Here is an 18,745-nt window from a genome sequence, read left to right on the forward strand (position 1 = left end):
AGTAGCCATACCTGAAGAAAGTACCAGATGCCGAAAATGGCTACCAGGGAAAGAAGCTCTTTCATCTTGTTCTCCTTTTAAAGAATTGTATTTTTAAAGTCCATGCTTTTTGATGTGTCACACACTATTAAAGGAAAGGAGCCCTGATGCTGGTTCCGGGTTACACCCACAGCCCCATACCCGTTACTAAGAAAAAGGAAAGACTCCTGTTTCTGTTGCGGAATTATTTTGTGACCCCGCAAAGCCCGGGGGAAGACCTCTTGGATTTTGCTGCACAGTCACTGGGTTTTCAGGGCGAACGGGAGGTAGCGGAAGCCATGGTGGACCCCGAAGATGGGAATGCGGCCATGCTCCGGGATCTTTGTTTTTTTCCGGGAGAGGATCTTCGAAGGCGCTTGCTTCCCGTATGGGCGGGCAGGCCATGGTCGGAATCTGCCATATATGATGTGGCAGGAAGCCTTCTGCAGGCAGGACTCTCTTTCACTATGAGTTCTGAAGAAGGCTGGGAGTTCAGATTTCCTTTTACGGCAAAAGAGATCCGGCGATTAGTGGACAGGCTTTTTCTGCAGAGAAAGGTGGACGTTTACCTGTGGGAGCAGCTGGGAAGCCGTTTGCCGAAAGGGGTTGCCGAAAATTGCTGGCTCCGGCTCTGGACATGTGGTGTGGATACGGTGGGGGAACGGGCCAGAGTGCTGGATCGTCTGGTGTCAGGCGAAGGAGGCAGTGCTTATTTTAATGATTATTTTCATCTGGTCACAGAGGTGATGGCTGAAGTATCCGAAGAAGTTCTTTGGCCGGAGCCGCTGCTGCGCCGTCGGCGGAATCTGGAGAGAACGGTGCTGGCGGCAAGGCGGGTGGCGGCTGCACTGGAGAGGGGGACCATGGAAACCCTGCTTTTATCCGGAAGCCGGGTTGTGGATGCGGATCCGGATCAGGCTCTGCAGAGCCTTTGCTTGGCGGAATGGTTGCTGTACAGGCTGTGGCCCGGTTCTCTGCCTGCTGGTACAGAAGTGGAAAGCCGGGATTTTTCCTGCTTCCATGAAGAATGATTGTCTTTACTTATCATGCTTTGTCCTTGCGTTTCAGAGTAATCGCTTCACCCTTCTGATTCCGGCACTCCGGCAGTCAGGTCTGTCATGACAAAGCCTGCATCTGTCATGCGATTCAGCAGAGGCGGGGAGGTTGAGGAGGGGTCAGAGGGCGTCCCCTTGTGCCATTGCGCTGAATCACGATTTCATGCAGCTCAAGGGTGCTTTGTGCCCGGATCAGTGCTTCCCGGATGATGCGGGAGAGACTGCTGCAGCAGGGAACCTCCATGATGGCTGCGGTGACGGACCGTATCTCGGCGTGACGGAAGATGGCGCTGAGCCGTTCCACGCTTTCTTCGGTCCGATCGAGCTTGGGGCAGGTCATGAGAAGGACTCTTCCGGGAAGCAGGTCTTTGTGAAGGTTGGGATCTGCCACTGCTGCGCAGTCTGCAAGGACCAGGAGATCAGCTCCCTCCAGAAAAGGCGCTGTGGGGGGGATGAGGCGCAGCTGTACCGGCCACTGGGCAAGGGAAGAGTGAGCCGTGAGGCCTGAAACGGGAGAAGTCAGGGGCTTCTGGTTTATTATCTGACCGGAAGGGCAGCCCCGTTTTTGGAGATGTTGATGTACGGCTTCTTCATCAAAAGGTTCGGTTTCTTTTTTCACAATGCGCAGGGCTCCCTGCGGGCAGGCACCGATGCAGGCTCCCAGGCCGTCGCATAGGGGATCCCGGAGAACCCTTGCCTTGCCGTTGACCAGTGCAAGGGCTCCTTCTGCACAGGAAGGTATGCAAAGTCCGCAGCCATCACATTTTGTTTCATCAATTTCGATCATATCGCGTATAGTTTTCATACCTTTGCTCCTTTGTTGGGCAGAAGTTGTTTTTTATTGTGGCATGGAGAGGAAGGCTCCGTCAGGTACTCCATTGACATAAAGAATAGGACAGGAACCGAAAAAATAAATTGATATGAATCAAAGGACAGGAAAATGAAGAAAGCAGACCTTGAAAAAGCCTTGTATCAGACCGATCTTTTTGCCGGTTTGGACAGTTTGGTTCTGGGTATACTGGCGGATAACGGATATACAAGGGAATGCTCCAGAGGAGAAATCCTTTTTCAGGAAGGAGAAAGGGCGGAAGGTTTTTTTGTGGTTCTGTCAGGCAAAGTGAGGGTGTTTAAATCCACTCCCGACGGCAAGGAAAAGATTCTCCATATTCTGGGTGCGGGTGAGCCGGTTGGCGAGGTGCCTGTGTTTGCGGGTATTCCCTATCCGGCCAATGCCCAGACGCTGGAGCCCTGCCTGCTTTTTTTCCTTCCGGGTAAAGTCTTTTCAGCTCAGATCGGAATGTTCCCGAAGCTTGCCATGTCCATGCTGGCGGTTCTGTCGCGGCGGTTACGGTTGTTTACGACCCAGATCGAGCATTTGACTCTGAAGGAAGTGCCCGCCCGTCTTGCTGCCTATCTGCATACCCTGAGGGAGGAGTCCGGAGGCGGGGAAGGTTCTCTGGTGCTGCCCGTTTCCAAAGCCCAGCTGGCAAGTCTTCTGGGGACAAGCCCGGAAACCCTTTCAAGGATTCTGGGCCGTATGACAGCGGCAGGCTATCTTGTGGTTACGGGGAACAGGATTGAAATCTGTGACCCGGAGGGGCTGGCTCTGGTGGCGGAAGAAGGGCGGATGGAATAAAAAAAAGCGCATACCTCATCGAAATGGGTATGCGCTCATGCAGGCAGTATGCTTATTTGATGGCCATGAGTTCTTTGCTCAGTAGACGGATATGGCCCATTTCTTCCTTGATAATGGCATCCAGACGGTTTTTGCCCTTGCCTTCGGGAACCAGGTCTTTCATTCCCAGATAGAAGACGATGGAGTCTTTTTCTGCCACAATGGCTTCTTTCAGAATTTCTTTCATATCTCCAGTATTGATGGTTTTCTGGAAGAAAACCCGTGTGTCGGCCAGGGCCTTCAGGTACAGAACCGTTTCGTTCTCCGGATCAAAAACGGTTTTTGCCTTTTCATCTTCGCTGAGGCTGCGTTTCATTTCTGCGAAGGTGTTTTCATGATCCACTTCCATTTCCGCAAGTTTGAGCAGCAGTTCCTTCTCTTCAGGCTTTGCAACGCCTTCGGCGGCATTTTTGTAAAATTTTGTTCCATTCTGTTCAATCTGGATGGCCATGTCAAAAACTTCATTCGCATTAAAATCGTAAGCCATTTTTTTTCCTTTCCTGAAAGTTGTTTCTCCAAGGGGAGAAAGTGATTTCGTTTCGGATGTTCCGTGCCCTGATATTGGCGTAGGTATGTGGCAAGAATGATCTCGTAACTATGGCCGTACTGCCCGTGTGTTTGTCAATACAAAAAAGTTTGTTTATCTATGTTGCCGCCCTGTCCGTCAGGATTCGGTTTTTCCCTTCTGCATCATTTGGCACTCCTTATCCCACTCAGGGCAGGCATCTGCACGGGCAGCCTCATATTTCAGCATGCATTCATGGCACTCCAGTTCCACATTGGGAATATCGCCAAAACGTTTCTGTATAGCTTCTTTTGACAGATGGGAAACGGCACTGCAGCCGCACTGGGGGCAGGCCATGGTGACTTTGTAGGATTTGCGTTCTTTGTTTGTCATGACAGTCTCCTTTTGCTGCTGATGGTCAGGAATGCAGGTTGCCCATACCGTAGTGAAATTCTCTAAATGGCTTAAGCAAAAAGAATACCATGTTGTGCATGCCCTTGTTACCGGTGTTTGGGCCGGTACAGGTCTTTGTTTTTTTGTTTTTCAGTACACAAATGTCTCATGTTGTCGATCCGGAGACATGGGGGTGGACTTTGTCGTGGAGACTTCTGGCACTGAAGAAAAGAATTTCCAGAAGAACTATGTAGCTGATGGTGGCGATCACGGCAAAAATAGGTGAAAAGTACCCCAGAGGAGCAAGGATGAGCACCACAATCCAGTGGGTGGCTATGAGATTTCGGGAGTGCAGGCGGATGGGAAAGTCCTCATAGCGCATGATGACCACAAGGCCGCTGAGGTTCCAGCCGTAAAGGGAGGCAAAGCTGTGCATTTTTAAAAGGAATTTTCCGCTCTCATAGGAGTAGAGGGCGCTCATCTCAAGCAGGATGTAGGCAATGCCGCTGATGCCGGTGAATACCAGAAAAAGCATGCCGGAGGTGAGGAATGCTTTCTGTTGGGCCTGCATGGGATCCTGAAGAAACAGAATGAGAATGAGAAGAACGGCACCGAAGAGAATCAGGGATATGGTCAGCTGGAGGGAGGGCCATTCAAAAAGGATGAAGATGAAAAAAATGATGACCCCGAGATTGACGGACCAAAAGCCTATATTTTTTAAAACCCTGGTAAGGCGTATTCGATTATCTCCGATAATCTGAAACATAACGCTCATGGTGATGAGGGAAACGGGAAAGGAAAAACCCAGAAAAAAGGTGTTGAGGGTCAGTTTTTCCATGGAAATCCAGTTGCCATAGCTCTCGTTGAACATTACGAGGACGGAAATGGCAAGGCCCATGGAAAGACACAGAAGGGATGCCTGGTGAAATTTCTGATCCACAGGAATCCGGGCTTTAAAAAAATCTACGGGAAAAAAGGAAAACCTGCCTATACGTTCAGACTCCACGAGAATGGCCAGTGTGCTGGCGCATAGCATGGCGGGTACATAACTTTCCAGAAAGGCGGAAAAGGCGAAAAGAAGGCTCAGAAGCATAAAAAGAGCTAGCTTCATACCCATGGGCCGGGGCAGATTCCTTCGTGTGTGAAAAAGGATAAGTCCGCCCCCGGCGCAGAGATTGAAGAGGAAAATATGAAGGCGTTCAAAGTCAAAGGGAAAGCTGTTTTTTGTAATAAAAAGATGAAAAAAACCGAAGGTCATGGCCAGCATCATGAGTGCAGCAAAGCTGCGTTTATAAAAAAGGGGCATGGAGTTTCCTTTCCGAAAAAAGCTCAGACGATGGTTAGGAACGGTTCTGTTTTCCAAGGAGGAGGGCCAGAGCAGTCTGCAGGTCGGGGTAGCGGAAGGCGAAGCCTGCGGATTGCAGCTTGCAGGGAAGAACGTGAGTACTGCTCATCAGAATTTCCCTTCCCATTTCCCCCAGTGCTGCCCGGAAAAAAAACGGCGGCACTTTCAGTTTTGCCCGCCGGTTCAGGGTGTGCCCCAGTTGTTGAGCAAAGGCCCCGGCCCTGACGGGCTGCGGTGCCGTGAGGTTGACAGGTCCTTTTATGGTTTCCGTCTGAATGCAAAAACGGATGGCCCGAACAAGATCCTCCATGGAAATCCAGCTCATCCAGGCCTGGCCCTGACCAATGGTACCTCCCATGCCGGAGGAGAAAAGGGGAAGGAGGCGGGCCAGGGCTCCGCCTCTGGGCGTGAGCCCAATGCCGATGCGCAGGCATGCCACACGGGTAATGTCGCCTACGGCAAGGGCTTCTTCTTCCCACAGGCGGCACACGCTGGCGAGAAATCCCTTTCCCTGGGCATCCGCTTCGCTCAGGACGGTATCCTTTCTGTGCCCGTAGTAGCCGATGGCCGAAGCGGACAGAAAAACCTCCGGTGGTTTGGAAGCCTTTCGTATGGCATCTGCGAGCAGACGTGTTCCCTGGATGCGACTCTGAAGGATGCGCTGTTTTTTTGTCTGTGTCCATGCCCGGTCACCGATGGGTTCCCCGCCAAGATGGACAACCGCATGGATGCCTTCCAGAAGATTGGGTTCCAGCTCTCCTTTTTCCGGGTTCCAGAAGCGGGTTCCCGGAATTCCTCTGCTCCGCACCAGAGGGATGACCCTGTGGCCTGCGGTGGTCAGTGCGGGGATCAGACTTTCGGCCACAAGGCCTGAACTGCCGCTGATGAGAATGGTCATGGGCCGGTGAGGGGGCAGCCAGAGATCATCCCTCAGTACATGATGACGCCACAGAAACATGCTTTCCAGTTTTTCGCGAACATGGCTTCCTGCAAGGATGTCACCCGCACGTCCTCCGGGGAGGGAATATTTCAGCACATCCTCCATGCGACAGCCTCCGGGGTCTTTGTGAAAGTGATGGCAGTGCTCCCAAAGGGAAAAAGGGCCTTTTATCTGTATGTCCCTGAAGAAAAAAGGCGGACGGGCATCTGCGTGAATACCGGTCCATGAAAGACGCAGGGGGCCGAGAGGGACCTGCATGGACACCCTGCCCCCGGATAGTATGTCACCTTGCATCCGGATGTTTTCAGGTCTGCCCCAGGGAGGACTGAGCCGTAGAAGCGCGTCTGTATGGGTGTGCCATGCAAAGGCTTCTTCCGGAGAAAGGGGGAGCCTTATTTCTTTTCGTATTTCATGTAAAGACATGGGAGTTCTTTTCCTTGAGGCTGTCGGAGGCCCTGTAGGTGAGCCGGGGAGCTTCGATCACCACCAGAGTGTCCGGCGGCACGGACTCCGTAAGCCAGACGTTACCGCCGATGACACTCCGGGCTCCTATGACGGTGTTTCCACCCAGTATGGTTGTGCCGGAGTAAATGATGACATCGTCTTCAATGGTGGGATGTCTTTTTTTGCCCCGTAACCGGTTCCCCGCATCCGGAGGCAGGGAGAGGGCTCCCAGGGTAACGCCTTGATAGATTCGGACGTTTCTGCCAATCTGCGTGGTTTCTCCGATGACAACACCCGTTCCGTGGTCAATGGCAAAGCGCTCGCCAATGGTGGCACCGGGATGGATGTCGATCCCTGTAACGCTGTGGGCGTATTCACTCATGATTCTTGGAATGAATGGAACCTCTTCCTTGTAGAGGATCGTGGCGATGCGGTGGGTGTAGATGGCAAAAATTCCCGGATAGGAAAAGATGATTTCATCATGGCTGGAAGCCGCAGGGTCGCCGTCGTAAGCGGCATGGACATCCGTAGTGAGAATACGGCGCAGTTCCGGTATGGCACGGAACAGTTTTCTGGCTGTTTCATAACCCTGCTCCGTGCAGTGAATGCAGCTCTGATCATAGCGAAAGCAGTCGTGGCGGAGGCTGTGAATAATCTGCTGGGCCAGTGCGTCAAAAAGCCTTGATACACTATGGCCAATCTTATAGCGAAGATTGGTGGCGTCCAGTGTTTCACGGCTGAAATATCCCGGAAAAATCAGTTTTTGAAGGGCGTGAACAATGAAAACGACCTCCTGGCGGGATGGAATGGGTTCGTGGTTAATATGGGTAAAGCTGCCTGGTTCTTCACAGGAGCGGATAATGGCTTCGGTGATCTCCGGAATTTCTTCACGGAACATCATGGCAATGCTGGGTTCGGATTTGCAGGTTTTTTCCTGATTCATGCTCATGGTATATCCTGACGGTAAAAGAGTTTAAAAAACATACTATAAACTAAGCTTTCTTTTGTGAGGATGCAAGGATCCGGCTTGCCCTTATGGTTCTGTTTCGTGTATTCTGATGTTCAATCATCATCCGTTGCATCTTCATGCTCTCTCATCCGTATGTTTCGCTAGAGTCCGTCTGGCGCGTTTTCTCCCTTTGGATGTTTTTTTACAGGCCGGGTCTGTATCCGTCGTGTTGCCTGCAAAAAGCCCCTTTGCAGCGGCTGGCTTCAGCCCGCAACATGGAAAAGCGGTATCCTGGTTTCCGGGTTAGGGAAAGGGATATTCTGACGCGCTGCCCGTCTTTTTTCTTCAGGAGGTGTAGGCATGGCTTCTTCCCGTATGTCTTTGATGACCCGGATCATCCTGCTTTGCGGTGTCAGCATGGGGCTTCTTTGCGCGCTTTTTTTTTCGGTGTATGCTTGGAATTTTCGCATGAAAACCATTGATGCTTTTGTGGAAAAGGCCAGAGCTATCTGTCTTATGGCGGAATCTGTGAGGGAGTCAATGGATGACAAATGGGAAAGGGGGATGTTTTCTGTTGAAATACTGAATACGTTTGCCAAAAAACCTGATGGTATGAGCGCCATTCTGGGGGCTGTGCCTGTGGTAACGGCATGGGAAGCGGCCATGAAAAAGGCCGATGCCGGAGGGTATGAGTTCCGGGTTCCCAAATTTTCACCCAGAAATCCGAAAAATATGCCGGATTACGGAAGCGGGAGTACTGTGGAGGCGGATGCGCTTCGTCGCATGGCCGGGGAAAATCTCTCGGAATACTATGTTGTTGATGAGGATATGAATGCTGTGCGGTACTTTCTTCCCGTCCGGCTCTCGGAAACCTGTCTGTATTGCCATGGCGATCCGGCCCTTTCTTCCGTGTACTGGGGCCGAAGTGACGGCAGGGATATTACGGGTGGCCCCATGGAAGGATGGGAAGCCGGGGACATGCACGGAGCTTTTGAGGTGATACAGTTTCTGGATGAGGCCGACCGGGAGATCCGGCGCAATCTCATGGCCGCCGTTCTGTTTGGTGTGGCCGGTATTGGTCTTGCCGTCTCAGGCTTTGCCCTTTTTGTTTACAAGGGTGTTTCCAGGCCCGTTGCCCGGATTGTTTGCGACCTCCAGGGATGTGTTTCCCAGGTGGCAGAGGGGTCAGGAGAGGTTGCCAATTCCAGCCAGAGTCTGGCAGAGGGGGCTTCCAGTCAGGCGGCATCCATTGAACAGACGGCCGCTTCATTGGAAGAAATGGCTTCCCAGGTGGCAAGAACGGCCGAAAATGCCCGTAAGGCAGACACGTTGATGCAATCCGTTGGAAAGGAAGTGGGCCACTCCGAGCGTGCCATGAAGGATCTGCAGGATGCCATGGATGCCATTGCGCGTGTGGGTGAGGAAGCGTCGGAGATTGTCGGATCCATCGATGCCATTGCTTTTCAGACCAATCTGCTGGCTTTGAACGCTGCTGTCGAAGCCGCACGAGCAGGACAGGCCGGTGCTGGCTTCTCTGTGGTAGCGGGGGAGGTGAGGCGTCTTTCCCTGCAGGCTGCCAAAGCATCCCAGCATTCCGGAGATCTGATTGGTGAAATTCAGAAACGCGTGAGAAGGGGGGGGGAGGTGACGGGTGCTGCAGGAGAGGCTTTTATACGGGTAAGTGGTCAGGCCCGTACGGTGGCCGAACTTCTTGGCGAAATTGCCTGTGCGGCATCGGAACAGGCGGATGGTATTTCCCAGATTAATAAGGCTGTGGCAGCCATGGAATCTGTGGTGCAGAACACGGCAGCCATTTCGGAAGAGTCAGCCAGTGCTTCAGAGGAAATGAGCGCACAGGCTAATTTTATGGAGGCCGTTGTGAGAGATCTTCAGGAAGTGGTGCAGGGTAATAAAAAAAGCTGAGCTGTTTTTTTTGTAACCATTCTGGATACAGCGCCTCTTGATTGAAAATGTTCGTCAATCATTCAAGGATATGGGGGGAGGCAGGTATGCAAAAAAAGCAGGCAGGATGGTATTTTGCTGTGTTTGGCGCCATGATTTTTGGAGGGTGGGCGGCGGCATCAACGGTAAGTACGGCAGACCACAGCCGGTTTGAACAGTTGAAAAAGGAATTTGCCTCCGGTCCGGAAGTAACCATGGCCTGCCTGAGCTGCCATAATGAGGCCGGAAGTCAGTTTATGAAAACCATTCACTGGACATGGATCTGCCCTGAGTCCGGCGATGGGAAGCTGGGAAAAGCGGGAAAATCGTTAAACAATTACTGTATCAGTATTCCAGAGAATGAGGCGCGTTGCACCTCATGCCATGCGGGTTACGGATGGAGGGATGATTCCTTTGATTTTTCAAAGGAAGAAAACATTGATTGTCTGGTCTGCCATGAACAGACGGGTACTTATAAAAAATATCCCACGGCAGCGGGGTATCCAGTGGATCAACCCACCCGTTTTCCTGCCAGTGGTGAATTGTTTGAGCCGCCGGACTGGAGTGCCGTTGCCCAGAGTGTGGCAAGGCCGGGAAGGGCAAACTGTGGTACCTGCCATTTCTATGGGGGGGGTGGTGACGGTGTCAAGCATGGGGATCTGGATTCCTCTCTGTTTTATCCTCCCAAAGAGCTGGATGTGCATATGTCCGAAGACGGCGGTGGCTTTGCCTGCATTCGTTGCCATACTACCGTTGCCCACAGGATCAGCGGACGCTGTTATCAGACTCCGGCCGTGGAGGAACATAAAAGCCTGATTGAAGATGATCTGACCTCCCGTATTACCTGTGTGGCATGTCATAGCAGCAGCCCCCATGCAGAAACAGCCAAGCTCAATGACCATACGGACAAGGTGGCCTGTCAGACCTGTCACATTCCCGCCTATGCCAGAGGAGGCGTACCCACTAAAATGCTCTGGGACTGGTCCGAAGCGGGACAGTTGAAAGAGGGCAGGCCTTATAAGGTTGCCGGAGATCTGGGGCGGCCGGTGTACGACAGCCAGAAGGGCGTGTTTGAATGGGCGGAAAATGAGGTTCCTGAATACGGCTGGTTCAAGGGAGTGATACGTAACACTCTGGTCACGGACATCATTGATCCCGATACCGTTGTGGGGGTGAACTATGTGGATACAAAACCTTCCGATCCCAATGCACGAATCTATCCCTTCAAGGTACACAGAGGAATTCAGCCCTATGATGCGGAGCTGAACACCCTGGTTTTTCCAAAGCTCTTTGGTCCTAAGGGCAGCGGGGCTTACTGGTCGGATTTTGACTGGGTTGTATCCATTCAAAAGGGAATGGCTTCAAGGGATCTGCCTTTCAGCGGAGAGGTTGGTTTTGTGGAAACCACCTTCCGGTATCCCATCACCCATATGGTGGCGCCGAAAGATCAGGCCCTTTCCTGCGGCGAATGTCATGTACGGGAAGGGAGCCGTCTTGCAGGAATTTCCGGTGTGTACATTCCCGGCCGTGACAGTGGAGGCCCTTTGTCCAAGGCGGGGTGGATGCTGACGGCCTTTTCCATTCTGGGGGTGGGGCTCCATGCTTTTCTACGTATCAGCGGATGGGGGGGGAAAAAGTGAAATCCATTTATCTGTATACCCGTTTTGAACGTTTCTGGCACTGGGCCCAGGCCCTTCTCATCGGCGGACTTCTCTGGACAGGCTTTGCCGTTCACGGAGATTTGCCATGGCCGGATTTTCATACGGCCGTTATCTGGCACAACCGTCTGGGTATTACATGGCTGATTCTGTTTGCCTTCATTCTCTTCTGGGAAGCTACCACGGGTGAGTGGCGGCACTATGTTCCTACCACCCGCAAGCTTTTTGCTGTGGGCCGGTATTATCTTGTGGGAATTTTCAGGGGTGAACCCCACCCTGTTGCCAAAACGGCTGAAGCCAAGCATAATCCCCTGCAGCGTCTCACCTATCTTGGCGTTGCCGTTGCCATCGTTCCTGTACAGGTGGTTACAGGGCTTCTGTACTGGACCTACAATGACTGGCACCTTTTGGGCTTTTCCATGAATTTAGGGGTTCTGGCCTTTCTGCATGTGGCAGGAGCTTTTCTGTTTCTGATGTTTCTTGTGATTCATGTGTACATGATTACCACAGGCCATACACCCTTTGCCCATCTGAAAGCCATGGTAACGGGGTGGGAAGAGGTCCATGGTCCGGATAAGCCTCCGCATTAAAAGGCTGGTTGCCTTGTTGATGCCTGAATGGTAAAAGTGAAAAAAATGGCCCCTTTCCGGGGCTGTTTTTTTGGTGAAACACGGATACTCAACCCGTGAAAGGAAAAAAGGCATGACCCTTTCTGCTGCCGAAAAAGTACGGCGTTTCTATGCCTGTTTTACGGGAGAGGATCAGGTTCTGATCCTTATCAATGCAGATCCTGATGCCATGGCCAGTGCTATGGCCGTAAAGCGTTTGCTCTGGCGCCGGGTGGCCGGTGTCACCATTACCCATGTGAATGATATCCAGCGTCCGGACAATCAGTCCATGATCCGGCTTCTGGGTATCAGGATGGTGCACTTCCGGGACCTGCCGAACTGGCGCTACAGCCGCATTGTTCTTGTGGATTCCCAGCCCGATCACCATGATTGTTTTGCCCTGTTCCGGCCGGATGTTCTGATTGATCATCATCCGGAATCCTGTGTTGTGGGTCGCTTCTGTGATGTCCGTCCCAAATACGGGGCTACGGCTACCATTCTGACGGAATACCTGCGGGCTGCCCGCATTGTTCCGTCATCCAGGCTGGCGACAGCTCTTTATTATGGTATCAAGACGGATACGGCCGATTTTCAGCGGAAGACCATCATGGAGGACGTGAAGGCTTTCCAGTATCTTTTCCGGTACATGAATCCCCAGTTGGAAAGAAGGATAGAAAATGCGGAAATTCCTCTGGAAACCCTGGATGTTTTTGAAAAGGCCCTTAAGTGCAGGGTAATGAGGGGAAACCGATTGTATGCCCACCTTGGTGATGTGATAAGCCCTGATGTCTGCGTACAGCTGGCGGATTTTTTCATGCGTGTGGATGTGGTGAGCTGGACCATTATTTCCGGTGTCTATGACAAAAAACTGATCATTATTTTCCGCAATGACGGCATTCGTCGGTCGGCGGGTATCGTGGCAGCGGCCAGTTTCGGAAAAATAGGATCCGCAGGGGGGCACAAGGGTGCTGCACGGGCGGAAATTCCCCTTATTGTACTGGAAAAACAGGTAAACGTCAAAGACAGCAGAAAGCTTGCTGCCTGGATCCGGGATCATGTGGAAATCCGTACCCAGAAGAAAAGCAGGCCGGAGAAGGCGGAACCATGCGGATAATCCTGCTGGGTTCCGGTACCTGTGTGCCACGGCTGGACCGTGCCTGCAGTGCCCTTCTGGTGGAGGTTTCAGGCCTGAAGATTCTGGTAGACTGCGGCCTTGGCACCATGCACCGGCTTCTTGCCGCTGGTACGGAACCTTCTGATGTGGATCTTCTTTTTTTGACCCATTTTCATCCGGATCATACGGGGGAACTGGTTTCCCTCCTTTTTTCCGGTAAATATGCGGGGGCCAGAGGTCGCAGCAAAAAACTTGTACTAGCCGGAGGGAAGGGTCTTGGGGAGTTTTGCAGGGGGCTTGGCCGGGTTTACGGAGAATGGGTGGATGGGGGAGGGCTTCTTGAAGTAAAAGAAATCCCCATGGTAACTCAATTCTTATGGTCCGTGGGTGAGGTGCAGCTGGGATGCACACCCGTAAATCACCGGCCCGAAAGCCTTGCCATCAGCGTGGGCCACCATGGGCGGAGGCTGGTGGTTTCGGGTGACACGGATATCTGTCCGCCACTGGCTGCCTTTTCTTCTGGTGCAGATCTTTTGGTCTGTGAGGCGGCTATGCCCGATAGTATGAAGGTGGATGGGCACCTGACTCCGGCTCTGGCCGGAGCACTGGCGCAGGAGGCCGGGGTGGCAAAACTTGTGCTGACCCATCTGTATCCAGAGTGTGAGGGTACGGATGTGGTGGCAGGAGCCAAACGTTTCTTTGATGGTTCTGTATGGGTGGCCTCGGATTTGATGACTTTGGACCTGTGAGGGGATGTGAACTATCCGCTTTTTATGCATATGGAAGGGATTCCCTGTCTTGTGGTTGGAGGGGGGCGTGTCGGGTTGCGAAAAGCCAGAGGGCTTCTGTCTGCCGGTGCCAGGGTGGTGGTGGTGGAGCCAGCACCCTGTTCTGAACTGATCCGTATGGCAAGGGACGGACTGCTGGAGCTTCGCTCCAGATTTTTTGAAGCAGGGGATCTGGAAGGTATGCGCCTTGTTTTTGCTGCCACCCATAACGCAGCAGCGAATGCCATGGTGGCCCGGGAATCCCGCAGCCATGGTATTTTCTGTAACATAGCCGATGATCCTTCAGGCTCTGATTTTTTTCTGCCTGCTCTGGTGCAGCGCGGTGATCTTACCCTGGCCATTTCTACGGGTGGGCGCAGCCCGGCCCTGGCCCGTAAGCTGCGTATGGACCTGGAGGCCTGCTTTGATGAAGGGTACCAGCCTTTTCTGGAGATCATGGGAAGGGTGCGGCAGTACCTGCTGGCCAGGGAGCATAATCCGGACAGGCACAGGGATATTTTTCGTTTTCTGGTGGAAGGGCCTCTTCTCTCCCATATCAGAAACAGAGACAGGCAGGCCATGGTGCGTCTGTTGAGCCCCTTTGTGGGAGATGGTGCGGAAGAACTGGTTTTTTCAGTGATCAGGGACAATGATGTCCGGAATGCTCCGGAAAATTCGGAGAGACATCGGAAGGAAGAGGATTCATGAGTATTGTTGTGATTCTTTATGCCCTGAGTACCCTTGGCTATCTGGTTTTCCTGCTGTTGAGAAAAGAAGGCTGGCAGAGGGGGGGCTTTGTTCTGCTTTGTGCCGGGTTTCTGGTCCATGCTGTCTGGCTGGGCAGCCGGTGGGTGAAGGAAGGCCACCTGCCTCTCTTTGACCTTTCGGGTAATCTTTCCTTCAGTGCTTTTATTTTTGCCGGCGTTTTCATTGCCCTGAGGCATCGCTATCATGTAAAAATTCTGGGTATTTTTGTGGCCAGTGTCACGGCGGGATTAAGTCTTGCCGCATGGCTGACGCCATCGGCTTCTTCCCTTCCGGAGCCTGCCTATACCAGCCTTTGGGTAGTGGTGCATGTGGCTGCCAGTTTTGCGGGGAATGCTGCCTTTACTCTGGCCTTTGCCGTGGGCGTGCTGTATCTCCTTCTGGAAAGACGGATCAAAGAAAAGAGAAAGGATATTTTCTTTCGCAGGCTGCCGTCGCTGGAGCTGCTGGACGCAACGGGGCATGCCTGTATTCTTGTGGGTTTTACTTTCATGACCCTTGGGCTGGCCACGGGAATTCTGTATGCCCGCACGGTATGGGGGCAGTTCTGGAGCTGGGATCCAAAGGAAGTCTGGTCCCTTGTGGTATGGCTGGTTTATGCGGCCCTGCTTCATGGGCGGCTTTCTTCAGAATGGCGGGGAAGAAAGGCGGCCCGGATGGCTATTGTGGGTTTTCTTCTGGTTCTGTTCACCTTTCTGGGGGTGAATTTTCTTTTGATGGGACACCATGAAGGCTTTACCCGTATAGGGGCCTGATGTCCGGCGTATGACAAAGGATGCCCCTTCAGGGCATCGGGATGGGATGGCATGGCAAGACTTCCGGGTATTGTTCTTTTTGGAATGAATCACAAAACAGCGGCTCTTGAGGTGCGGGAAAAGCTGTCACTGAATGCCGATGAAGTGGCTTCCGTGCTTTTGAATCTGAAGATGGCCGGTACAATTTCTGAGCTACTGATCCTTTCCACCTGTAACCGGGTGGAGTTTCTCCTTGTCACTCCGGATACGGATGAGGCCCGTAAAGAGGTATTGGCTGAGCTTGCATTGCGTAAGGGTGTGGCCCCAGAGTTCTTTGCCTCCTGTTTTTATCTGTTTGAGGGGCTGGAAGCTGTGCGGCATCTTTTTCGTGTTTCCGCCAGTCTGGATTCCATGGTTCTGGGGGAGCCTCAGATCCTGGGGCAGGTCAAACAGGCTTATCAACGTTCCACGGCAGCCGGGGCATCCGGTCCCATCCTGAACAGGCTGATGCACCGTGCCTTTCAGGTGGCCAAGCGTATCCGAACGGAAACGGGCATCGGAGACCATGCCGTTTCCATCAGCTATGCGGCCATAGAGCTGGCAAGAAAAATTTTTGGCTCCCTGGAAGGGCGCAAGGCCATGCTTCTGGGGGCCGGAGAAATGGCGGAACTGGCTGTGGAGCATCTCCTGCGGCACAGGATCAGTGAGGTTATTGTGGCCAACCGCACCTTTGACAGGGGTTTTGCCCTGGCGCAGCGGTTCGGTGGGAAAGCCATCCGCTTTGACGATGTACAGGCCACCCTGGGAGATGTGGATATTGTCATCAGCTCCACAGGAGCATCGGACTATGTAATACGAAAGGCGGACATACGGCCGCTGATGCGAAAAAGACAGAACCGTTCTCTGTTTTTTATCGATATTGCCGTGCCAAGGGATGTGGACCCCGCCATCAACTCTCTGGATAATGCCTATGTCTATGACATTGACGATCTTCAGGGCGTTGTGGATGATAACCTTCATGAACGGCAGCAGGAAGCTTCCCGTGCGGAGGGGATTATTGAGGAGGCGGTGCTGCGTTTTGCCGAGTGGGTGGAAGGGCTGGCACTGGTTCCCACCATCAAAGCCCTGCGTGAAAAGGTTGGCACCATTCTTGAGGATGAGCTGCGCCGGACCCTGGGAGATGCGGGCCTTCCTTCCGAAGCCATGGACCGTATGGTGGAATCCATGGTGACCAAGATCCTGCATGATCCCATTTCTCTCCTCAAAAGTGGTGGTATGCATGGCAACAGAGATCGTTATCTTGGCTGGGTACGTCTCCTGTTTTGTCTGGATCCGGTGGAAAGTGAGGGGCGTTCGGTTCCATCTGTGGATTGTTTTCTGCATCGGGAAGGGGAGGCCTGCGTCTGTAAGCAGAAAACAGGATGGAAGCGATGTTTCTGAGGGGGCATGGACGGACAGCATAGGGCTGCCTGAAAAGGATTCATAAACAGGAATTATGAGAAACTGTTCTTGAAAAGCAGGGGCTTGGAAGGAAAAGCCCTTTACATGGAAAAACTCTCTGTGGTATGCAGTCATACTTTTTTATGGGTGGCTATTTTTGATAGTAGTCTGCTTGGTGTGTGATCTGCGTTTTGTGATGAAGGTTCGGTTTTTTTCCGCCCGATGGGATGTGCGAGGAGGGTTTTCATGGATAAAGAACAGATTGAATACTTCAGAACCTATCTTGTTACACAGCTGGATGAGTTGCTCCATCAGGCCGATGGTACGGTCAGTGGCATGACAGAGCCGAAGGAAAATTTTCCGGATCCCACGGATCGTGCGTCCCATGAGTCCAACCGGAATTTTGAACTGCGTATACGTGACCGGGAGCACAAGCTGATCAAAAAAATCAAGCAGGCACTGGACCGCATTGATAATGGAACCTTTGGAGTCTGTGATTCCTGCGGTGAGGATATTGCTGTTGAGCGTCTCAAGGCAAGGCCTGTAACAGCACAGTGCATTGAATGTAAAACAAAGTCCGAGAAGATGGAAAAAGCTCTTGGCATTTGAATCTCTGGATCCTGCTGTGGATCTGCATACCCATAGTACGGCTTCCGATGGCAGCCGTACACCTCAGGAGCTTATGGAAGAAGCGGTATCTCTTGGGCTGGCTGCTCTTTCCATAACAGATCATGATACCATGGCCGGCGTCCTAGAAGTTCTGGATGCCGGTTTTTGTTCCGCCATTCATTTTGTACCAGGGGTTGAAATATCGGCCACGGTGCCCGAAGGTATGGACAGGCAGGACAGCCTTCATATCCTAGGATATGGTATGAATCCCCATGACAGACAGCTTACCTCCCTTCTGGAAAGACTGCAGGAGGCCAGAGAAAAGAGAAATCCCCTCATGATCCGTAAATTACAGAATCTGGGGTTGGATATCACCATGGAAGAGGTGGCTGAAAAATCGGGCAGTGGACTGGTGGGGCGTCCGCACATGGCGGGAGTCCTTGTGGATAAAGGACTTGTTCCGGATGTGGATACGGCCTTTGAGCGTTATCTCGGCAGCGGTCGTCCTGCCTATGAGGAAAAATACAGAGTGCCCTGGAAAGAAGCTATCCGAGTGATCCGGACGGCGGGGGGGGTTCCCGTACTGGCCCATCCCGGCCTGATCCGTGGACTGGACAGGGAGTCCCTGCGCAGCCTGCTGGTACGGCTTTGTGCCGAAGGGCTTTCCGGGGTTGAGGTGTATTATCCCCGGCATGACAGAGTGCTGGTCAGCACCCTTGAGGCTCTTGCTTCAGAGATGGGCCTGATCCGCACAGGCGGATCGGATTACCATGGCGGTCTGAAGGATGGCATTGCTCTGGGCAGGGGGTTCGGTGACCTTCTGGTTCCCTATGAGGTTTATGAAGAACTGAGGCTTGCCATGAAAAAGGCTGCTGGCGGGTAGCTGTCTCATCCCTTTATTTGAAGGCAGCATTGCAAAACGGTATGGTACCGGCGCTTTCTGAGAGGATGGGTTTAGCAGTGCGGGCAGTTGTGCCGGCTCTGCTAAGCATATCCTGTTCCCCGGTGATTTGCACCGGACGTTTTTGGGAGGACTTCTGTTTCCGGGTGAAGTCCTCGGGTAGTTTTTTCCCTATGGATGTGCACAATGACTTTTCTTTCCATGAAGGTCCTTCAAGAGGCCATACAGTATTCCTTTCATAATCCTGAGGTACTTGACAACGCGCTTTGCCACTCTTCCTATGTCAATGAGCAGGCTCTGGTACTCAAAAATAATGAGCGGCTCGAGTTTCTTGGCGATGCGGTCTTAAGTCTTGTCATCGGTCATCTTCTCATGGATCATTTCAGGGATGTCCGGGAAGGGGACTTGTCCCGTATCCGCGCCAGTCTTGTGAATGAGCGGCAATTGGCAGAGGTGGCAAGGCAGCTGGATCTGGGAGCCCATATTCGTCTGGGACGCGGAGAAGTGCAGACCAATGGCCGCAACAAGGATTCCATTCTGGCCGATGCCTATGAGGCCCTTGTGGCGGCGGTTTACAGGGATGGTGGCTTTGAGGCGGCCTTTGCTTTTGTTGCCCGTTGCTTTGGTCCCATCCTTGCCCGTCTTGATATGAGAGAAGGTATCCATGATGCCAAAAGTCGTCTTCAGGAAGAAGTGCAGATGCGGCACAAGGTGACACCTGTATACCGTATTGTTGGCGAGGAAGGGCCGGACCACGATAAAATTTTTCATGTGGAGGTGGAAGCTCACCGGCTTACTGCCAGGGGGGCCGGTAAAAGTAAGAAGCTGGCGGAACAGGATGCAGCTCGTAAAATTCTGGAAATGATGTCCCTTTAGTCGGTATT

General features: G+C 52.6%; 20 protein-coding genes. 13 read left to right on the plus strand and 7 right to left on the minus strand.

What is annotated here, in order from left to right:
* Window positions 1-146 precede the first annotated feature (146 nt).
* Window positions 147-1,049: a hypothetical protein gene (locus tag OOT00_RS11375; RefSeq protein ID WP_265425497.1), complete on the plus strand. Its 903-nt coding sequence runs from the start codon at window positions 147-149 to the stop codon at window positions 1,047-1,049.
* 115 nt (window positions 1,050-1,164) lie between these two features.
* Here OOT00_RS11375 and OOT00_RS11380 read toward each other — a convergent pair whose 3' ends face one another.
* Window positions 1,165-1,878 carry an ATP-binding protein gene (locus OOT00_RS11380; protein ID WP_265425498.1) on the minus strand — a complete coding sequence of 238 codons (714 nt, stop codon included), beginning with the start codon at window positions 1,876-1,878 and terminating at the stop codon, window positions 1,165-1,167.
* 135 nt (window positions 1,879-2,013) lie between these two features.
* Between OOT00_RS11380 and OOT00_RS11385 the strand changes: the two genes are divergently transcribed.
* Complete coding sequence (locus OOT00_RS11385; RefSeq protein WP_265425499.1) at window positions 2,014-2,709, plus strand: Crp/Fnr family transcriptional regulator; 696 nt, start codon at window positions 2,014-2,016, stop codon at window positions 2,707-2,709.
* A gap of 52 nt (window positions 2,710-2,761) precedes the next feature.
* Here OOT00_RS11385 and OOT00_RS11390 read toward each other — a convergent pair whose 3' ends face one another.
* From OOT00_RS11390 to OOT00_RS11415, 6 genes are all read right to left on the minus strand, one after another.
* Window positions 2,762-3,235 (minus strand): ferritin-like domain-containing protein, encoded by a 474-nt coding sequence (locus OOT00_RS11390; RefSeq protein WP_265425500.1) that lies wholly within the window; start codon window positions 3,233-3,235, stop codon window positions 2,762-2,764.
* Between the two features lie 177 nt (window positions 3,236-3,412).
* Window positions 3,413-3,646 carry a hypothetical protein gene (locus tag OOT00_RS11395; RefSeq protein ID WP_265425501.1) on the minus strand — a complete coding sequence of 78 codons (234 nt, stop codon included), beginning with the start codon at window positions 3,644-3,646 and terminating at the stop codon, window positions 3,413-3,415.
* Window positions 3,647-3,812: 166 nt separating this feature from the next.
* Complete coding sequence (locus tag OOT00_RS11400) at window positions 3,813-4,952, minus strand: hypothetical protein (protein WP_265425502.1); 1,140 nt, start codon at window positions 4,950-4,952, stop codon at window positions 3,813-3,815.
* A gap of 34 nt (window positions 4,953-4,986) precedes the next feature.
* Window positions 4,987-6,354, minus strand: coding sequence for a TIGR01777 family oxidoreductase (locus tag OOT00_RS11405; RefSeq protein WP_265425503.1), 1,368 nt, complete (start codon window positions 6,352-6,354; stop codon window positions 4,987-4,989).
* Window positions 6,341-7,324, minus strand: coding sequence for a serine O-acetyltransferase EpsC (gene epsC / locus OOT00_RS11410; protein WP_265425504.1), 984 nt, complete (start codon window positions 7,322-7,324; stop codon window positions 6,341-6,343). Before epsC ends, OOT00_RS11405 begins: the two co-directional genes overlap by 14 nt.
* 263 nt (window positions 7,325-7,587) lie before the next feature.
* Complete coding sequence (locus tag OOT00_RS11415; protein ID WP_265425505.1) at window positions 7,588-7,743, minus strand: hypothetical protein; 156 nt, start codon at window positions 7,741-7,743, stop codon at window positions 7,588-7,590.
* A gap of 49 nt (window positions 7,744-7,792) precedes the next feature.
* Between OOT00_RS11415 and OOT00_RS11420 the strand changes: the two genes are divergently transcribed.
* The 11 genes from OOT00_RS11420 to rnc all read left to right on the plus strand — a co-directional run bounded on the left by OOT00_RS11420 (window position 7,793) and on the right by rnc (window position 18,737).
* Window positions 7,793-9,247 (plus strand): methyl-accepting chemotaxis protein, encoded by a 1,455-nt coding sequence (locus tag OOT00_RS11420; RefSeq protein WP_265425506.1) that lies wholly within the window; start codon window positions 7,793-7,795, stop codon window positions 9,245-9,247.
* 86 nt (window positions 9,248-9,333) lie between these two features.
* The gene (locus OOT00_RS11425) at window positions 9,334-10,905 is read left to right on the plus strand and encodes a tetrathionate reductase family octaheme c-type cytochrome (RefSeq protein WP_265425507.1); all 1,572 of its coding nucleotides are present in this window, start codon (window positions 9,334-9,336) and stop codon (window positions 10,903-10,905) included.
* Window positions 10,902-11,513 carry a cytochrome b/b6 domain-containing protein gene (locus OOT00_RS11430; protein WP_368407596.1) on the plus strand — a complete coding sequence of 204 codons (612 nt, stop codon included), beginning with the start codon at window positions 10,902-10,904 and terminating at the stop codon, window positions 11,511-11,513. The genes OOT00_RS11425 and OOT00_RS11430 overlap by 4 nt, the downstream gene beginning before the upstream one ends.
* Window positions 11,514-11,625: 112 nt before the next feature.
* A complete protein-coding gene (locus OOT00_RS11435; protein WP_265425509.1) occupies window positions 11,626-12,645 on the plus strand; it encodes a DHH family phosphoesterase in 1,020 nt (339 codons plus the stop codon).
* Window positions 12,636-13,394 (plus strand): MBL fold metallo-hydrolase, encoded by a 759-nt coding sequence (locus OOT00_RS11440; protein ID WP_265425510.1) that lies wholly within the window; start codon window positions 12,636-12,638, stop codon window positions 13,392-13,394. Before OOT00_RS11435 ends, OOT00_RS11440 begins: the two co-directional genes overlap by 10 nt.
* Window positions 13,395-13,400: 6 nt before the next feature.
* Complete coding sequence (locus OOT00_RS11445) at window positions 13,401-14,120, plus strand: precorrin-2 dehydrogenase/sirohydrochlorin ferrochelatase family protein (RefSeq protein ID WP_265425511.1); 720 nt, start codon at window positions 13,401-13,403, stop codon at window positions 14,118-14,120.
* Complete coding sequence (ccsB, locus tag OOT00_RS11450; protein ID WP_265425512.1) at window positions 14,117-14,932, plus strand: c-type cytochrome biogenesis protein CcsB; 816 nt, start codon at window positions 14,117-14,119, stop codon at window positions 14,930-14,932. The genes OOT00_RS11445 and ccsB overlap by 4 nt, the downstream gene beginning before the upstream one ends.
* A 51-nt stretch (window positions 14,933-14,983) precedes the next feature.
* Window positions 14,984-16,351: a glutamyl-tRNA reductase gene (gene hemA / locus OOT00_RS11455; RefSeq protein WP_265425513.1), complete on the plus strand. Its 1,368-nt coding sequence runs from the start codon at window positions 14,984-14,986 to the stop codon at window positions 16,349-16,351.
* Window positions 16,352-16,597: 246 nt separating this feature from the next.
* Window positions 16,598-16,960, plus strand: coding sequence for an RNA polymerase-binding protein DksA (gene dksA / locus OOT00_RS11460; protein WP_265425514.1), 363 nt, complete (start codon window positions 16,598-16,600; stop codon window positions 16,958-16,960).
* Complete coding sequence (locus tag OOT00_RS11465) at window positions 16,950-17,843, plus strand: PHP domain-containing protein (RefSeq protein ID WP_265425515.1); 894 nt, start codon at window positions 16,950-16,952, stop codon at window positions 17,841-17,843. Before dksA ends, OOT00_RS11465 begins: the two co-directional genes overlap by 11 nt.
* Window positions 17,844-18,047: 204 nt before the next feature.
* Entirely contained in the window at window positions 18,048-18,737 is a 690-nt protein-coding gene (gene rnc / locus OOT00_RS11470) for a ribonuclease III (RefSeq protein ID WP_265425516.1), read from the plus strand.
* Window positions 18,738-18,745 lie beyond the last annotated feature (8 nt).

The sequence above is a fragment of the Desulfobotulus pelophilus genome, assembly GCF_026155325.1.
GTDB classification, from domain to species: Bacteria; Desulfobacterota; Desulfobacteria; order Desulfobacterales; family ASO4-4; genus Desulfobotulus; species Desulfobotulus pelophilus.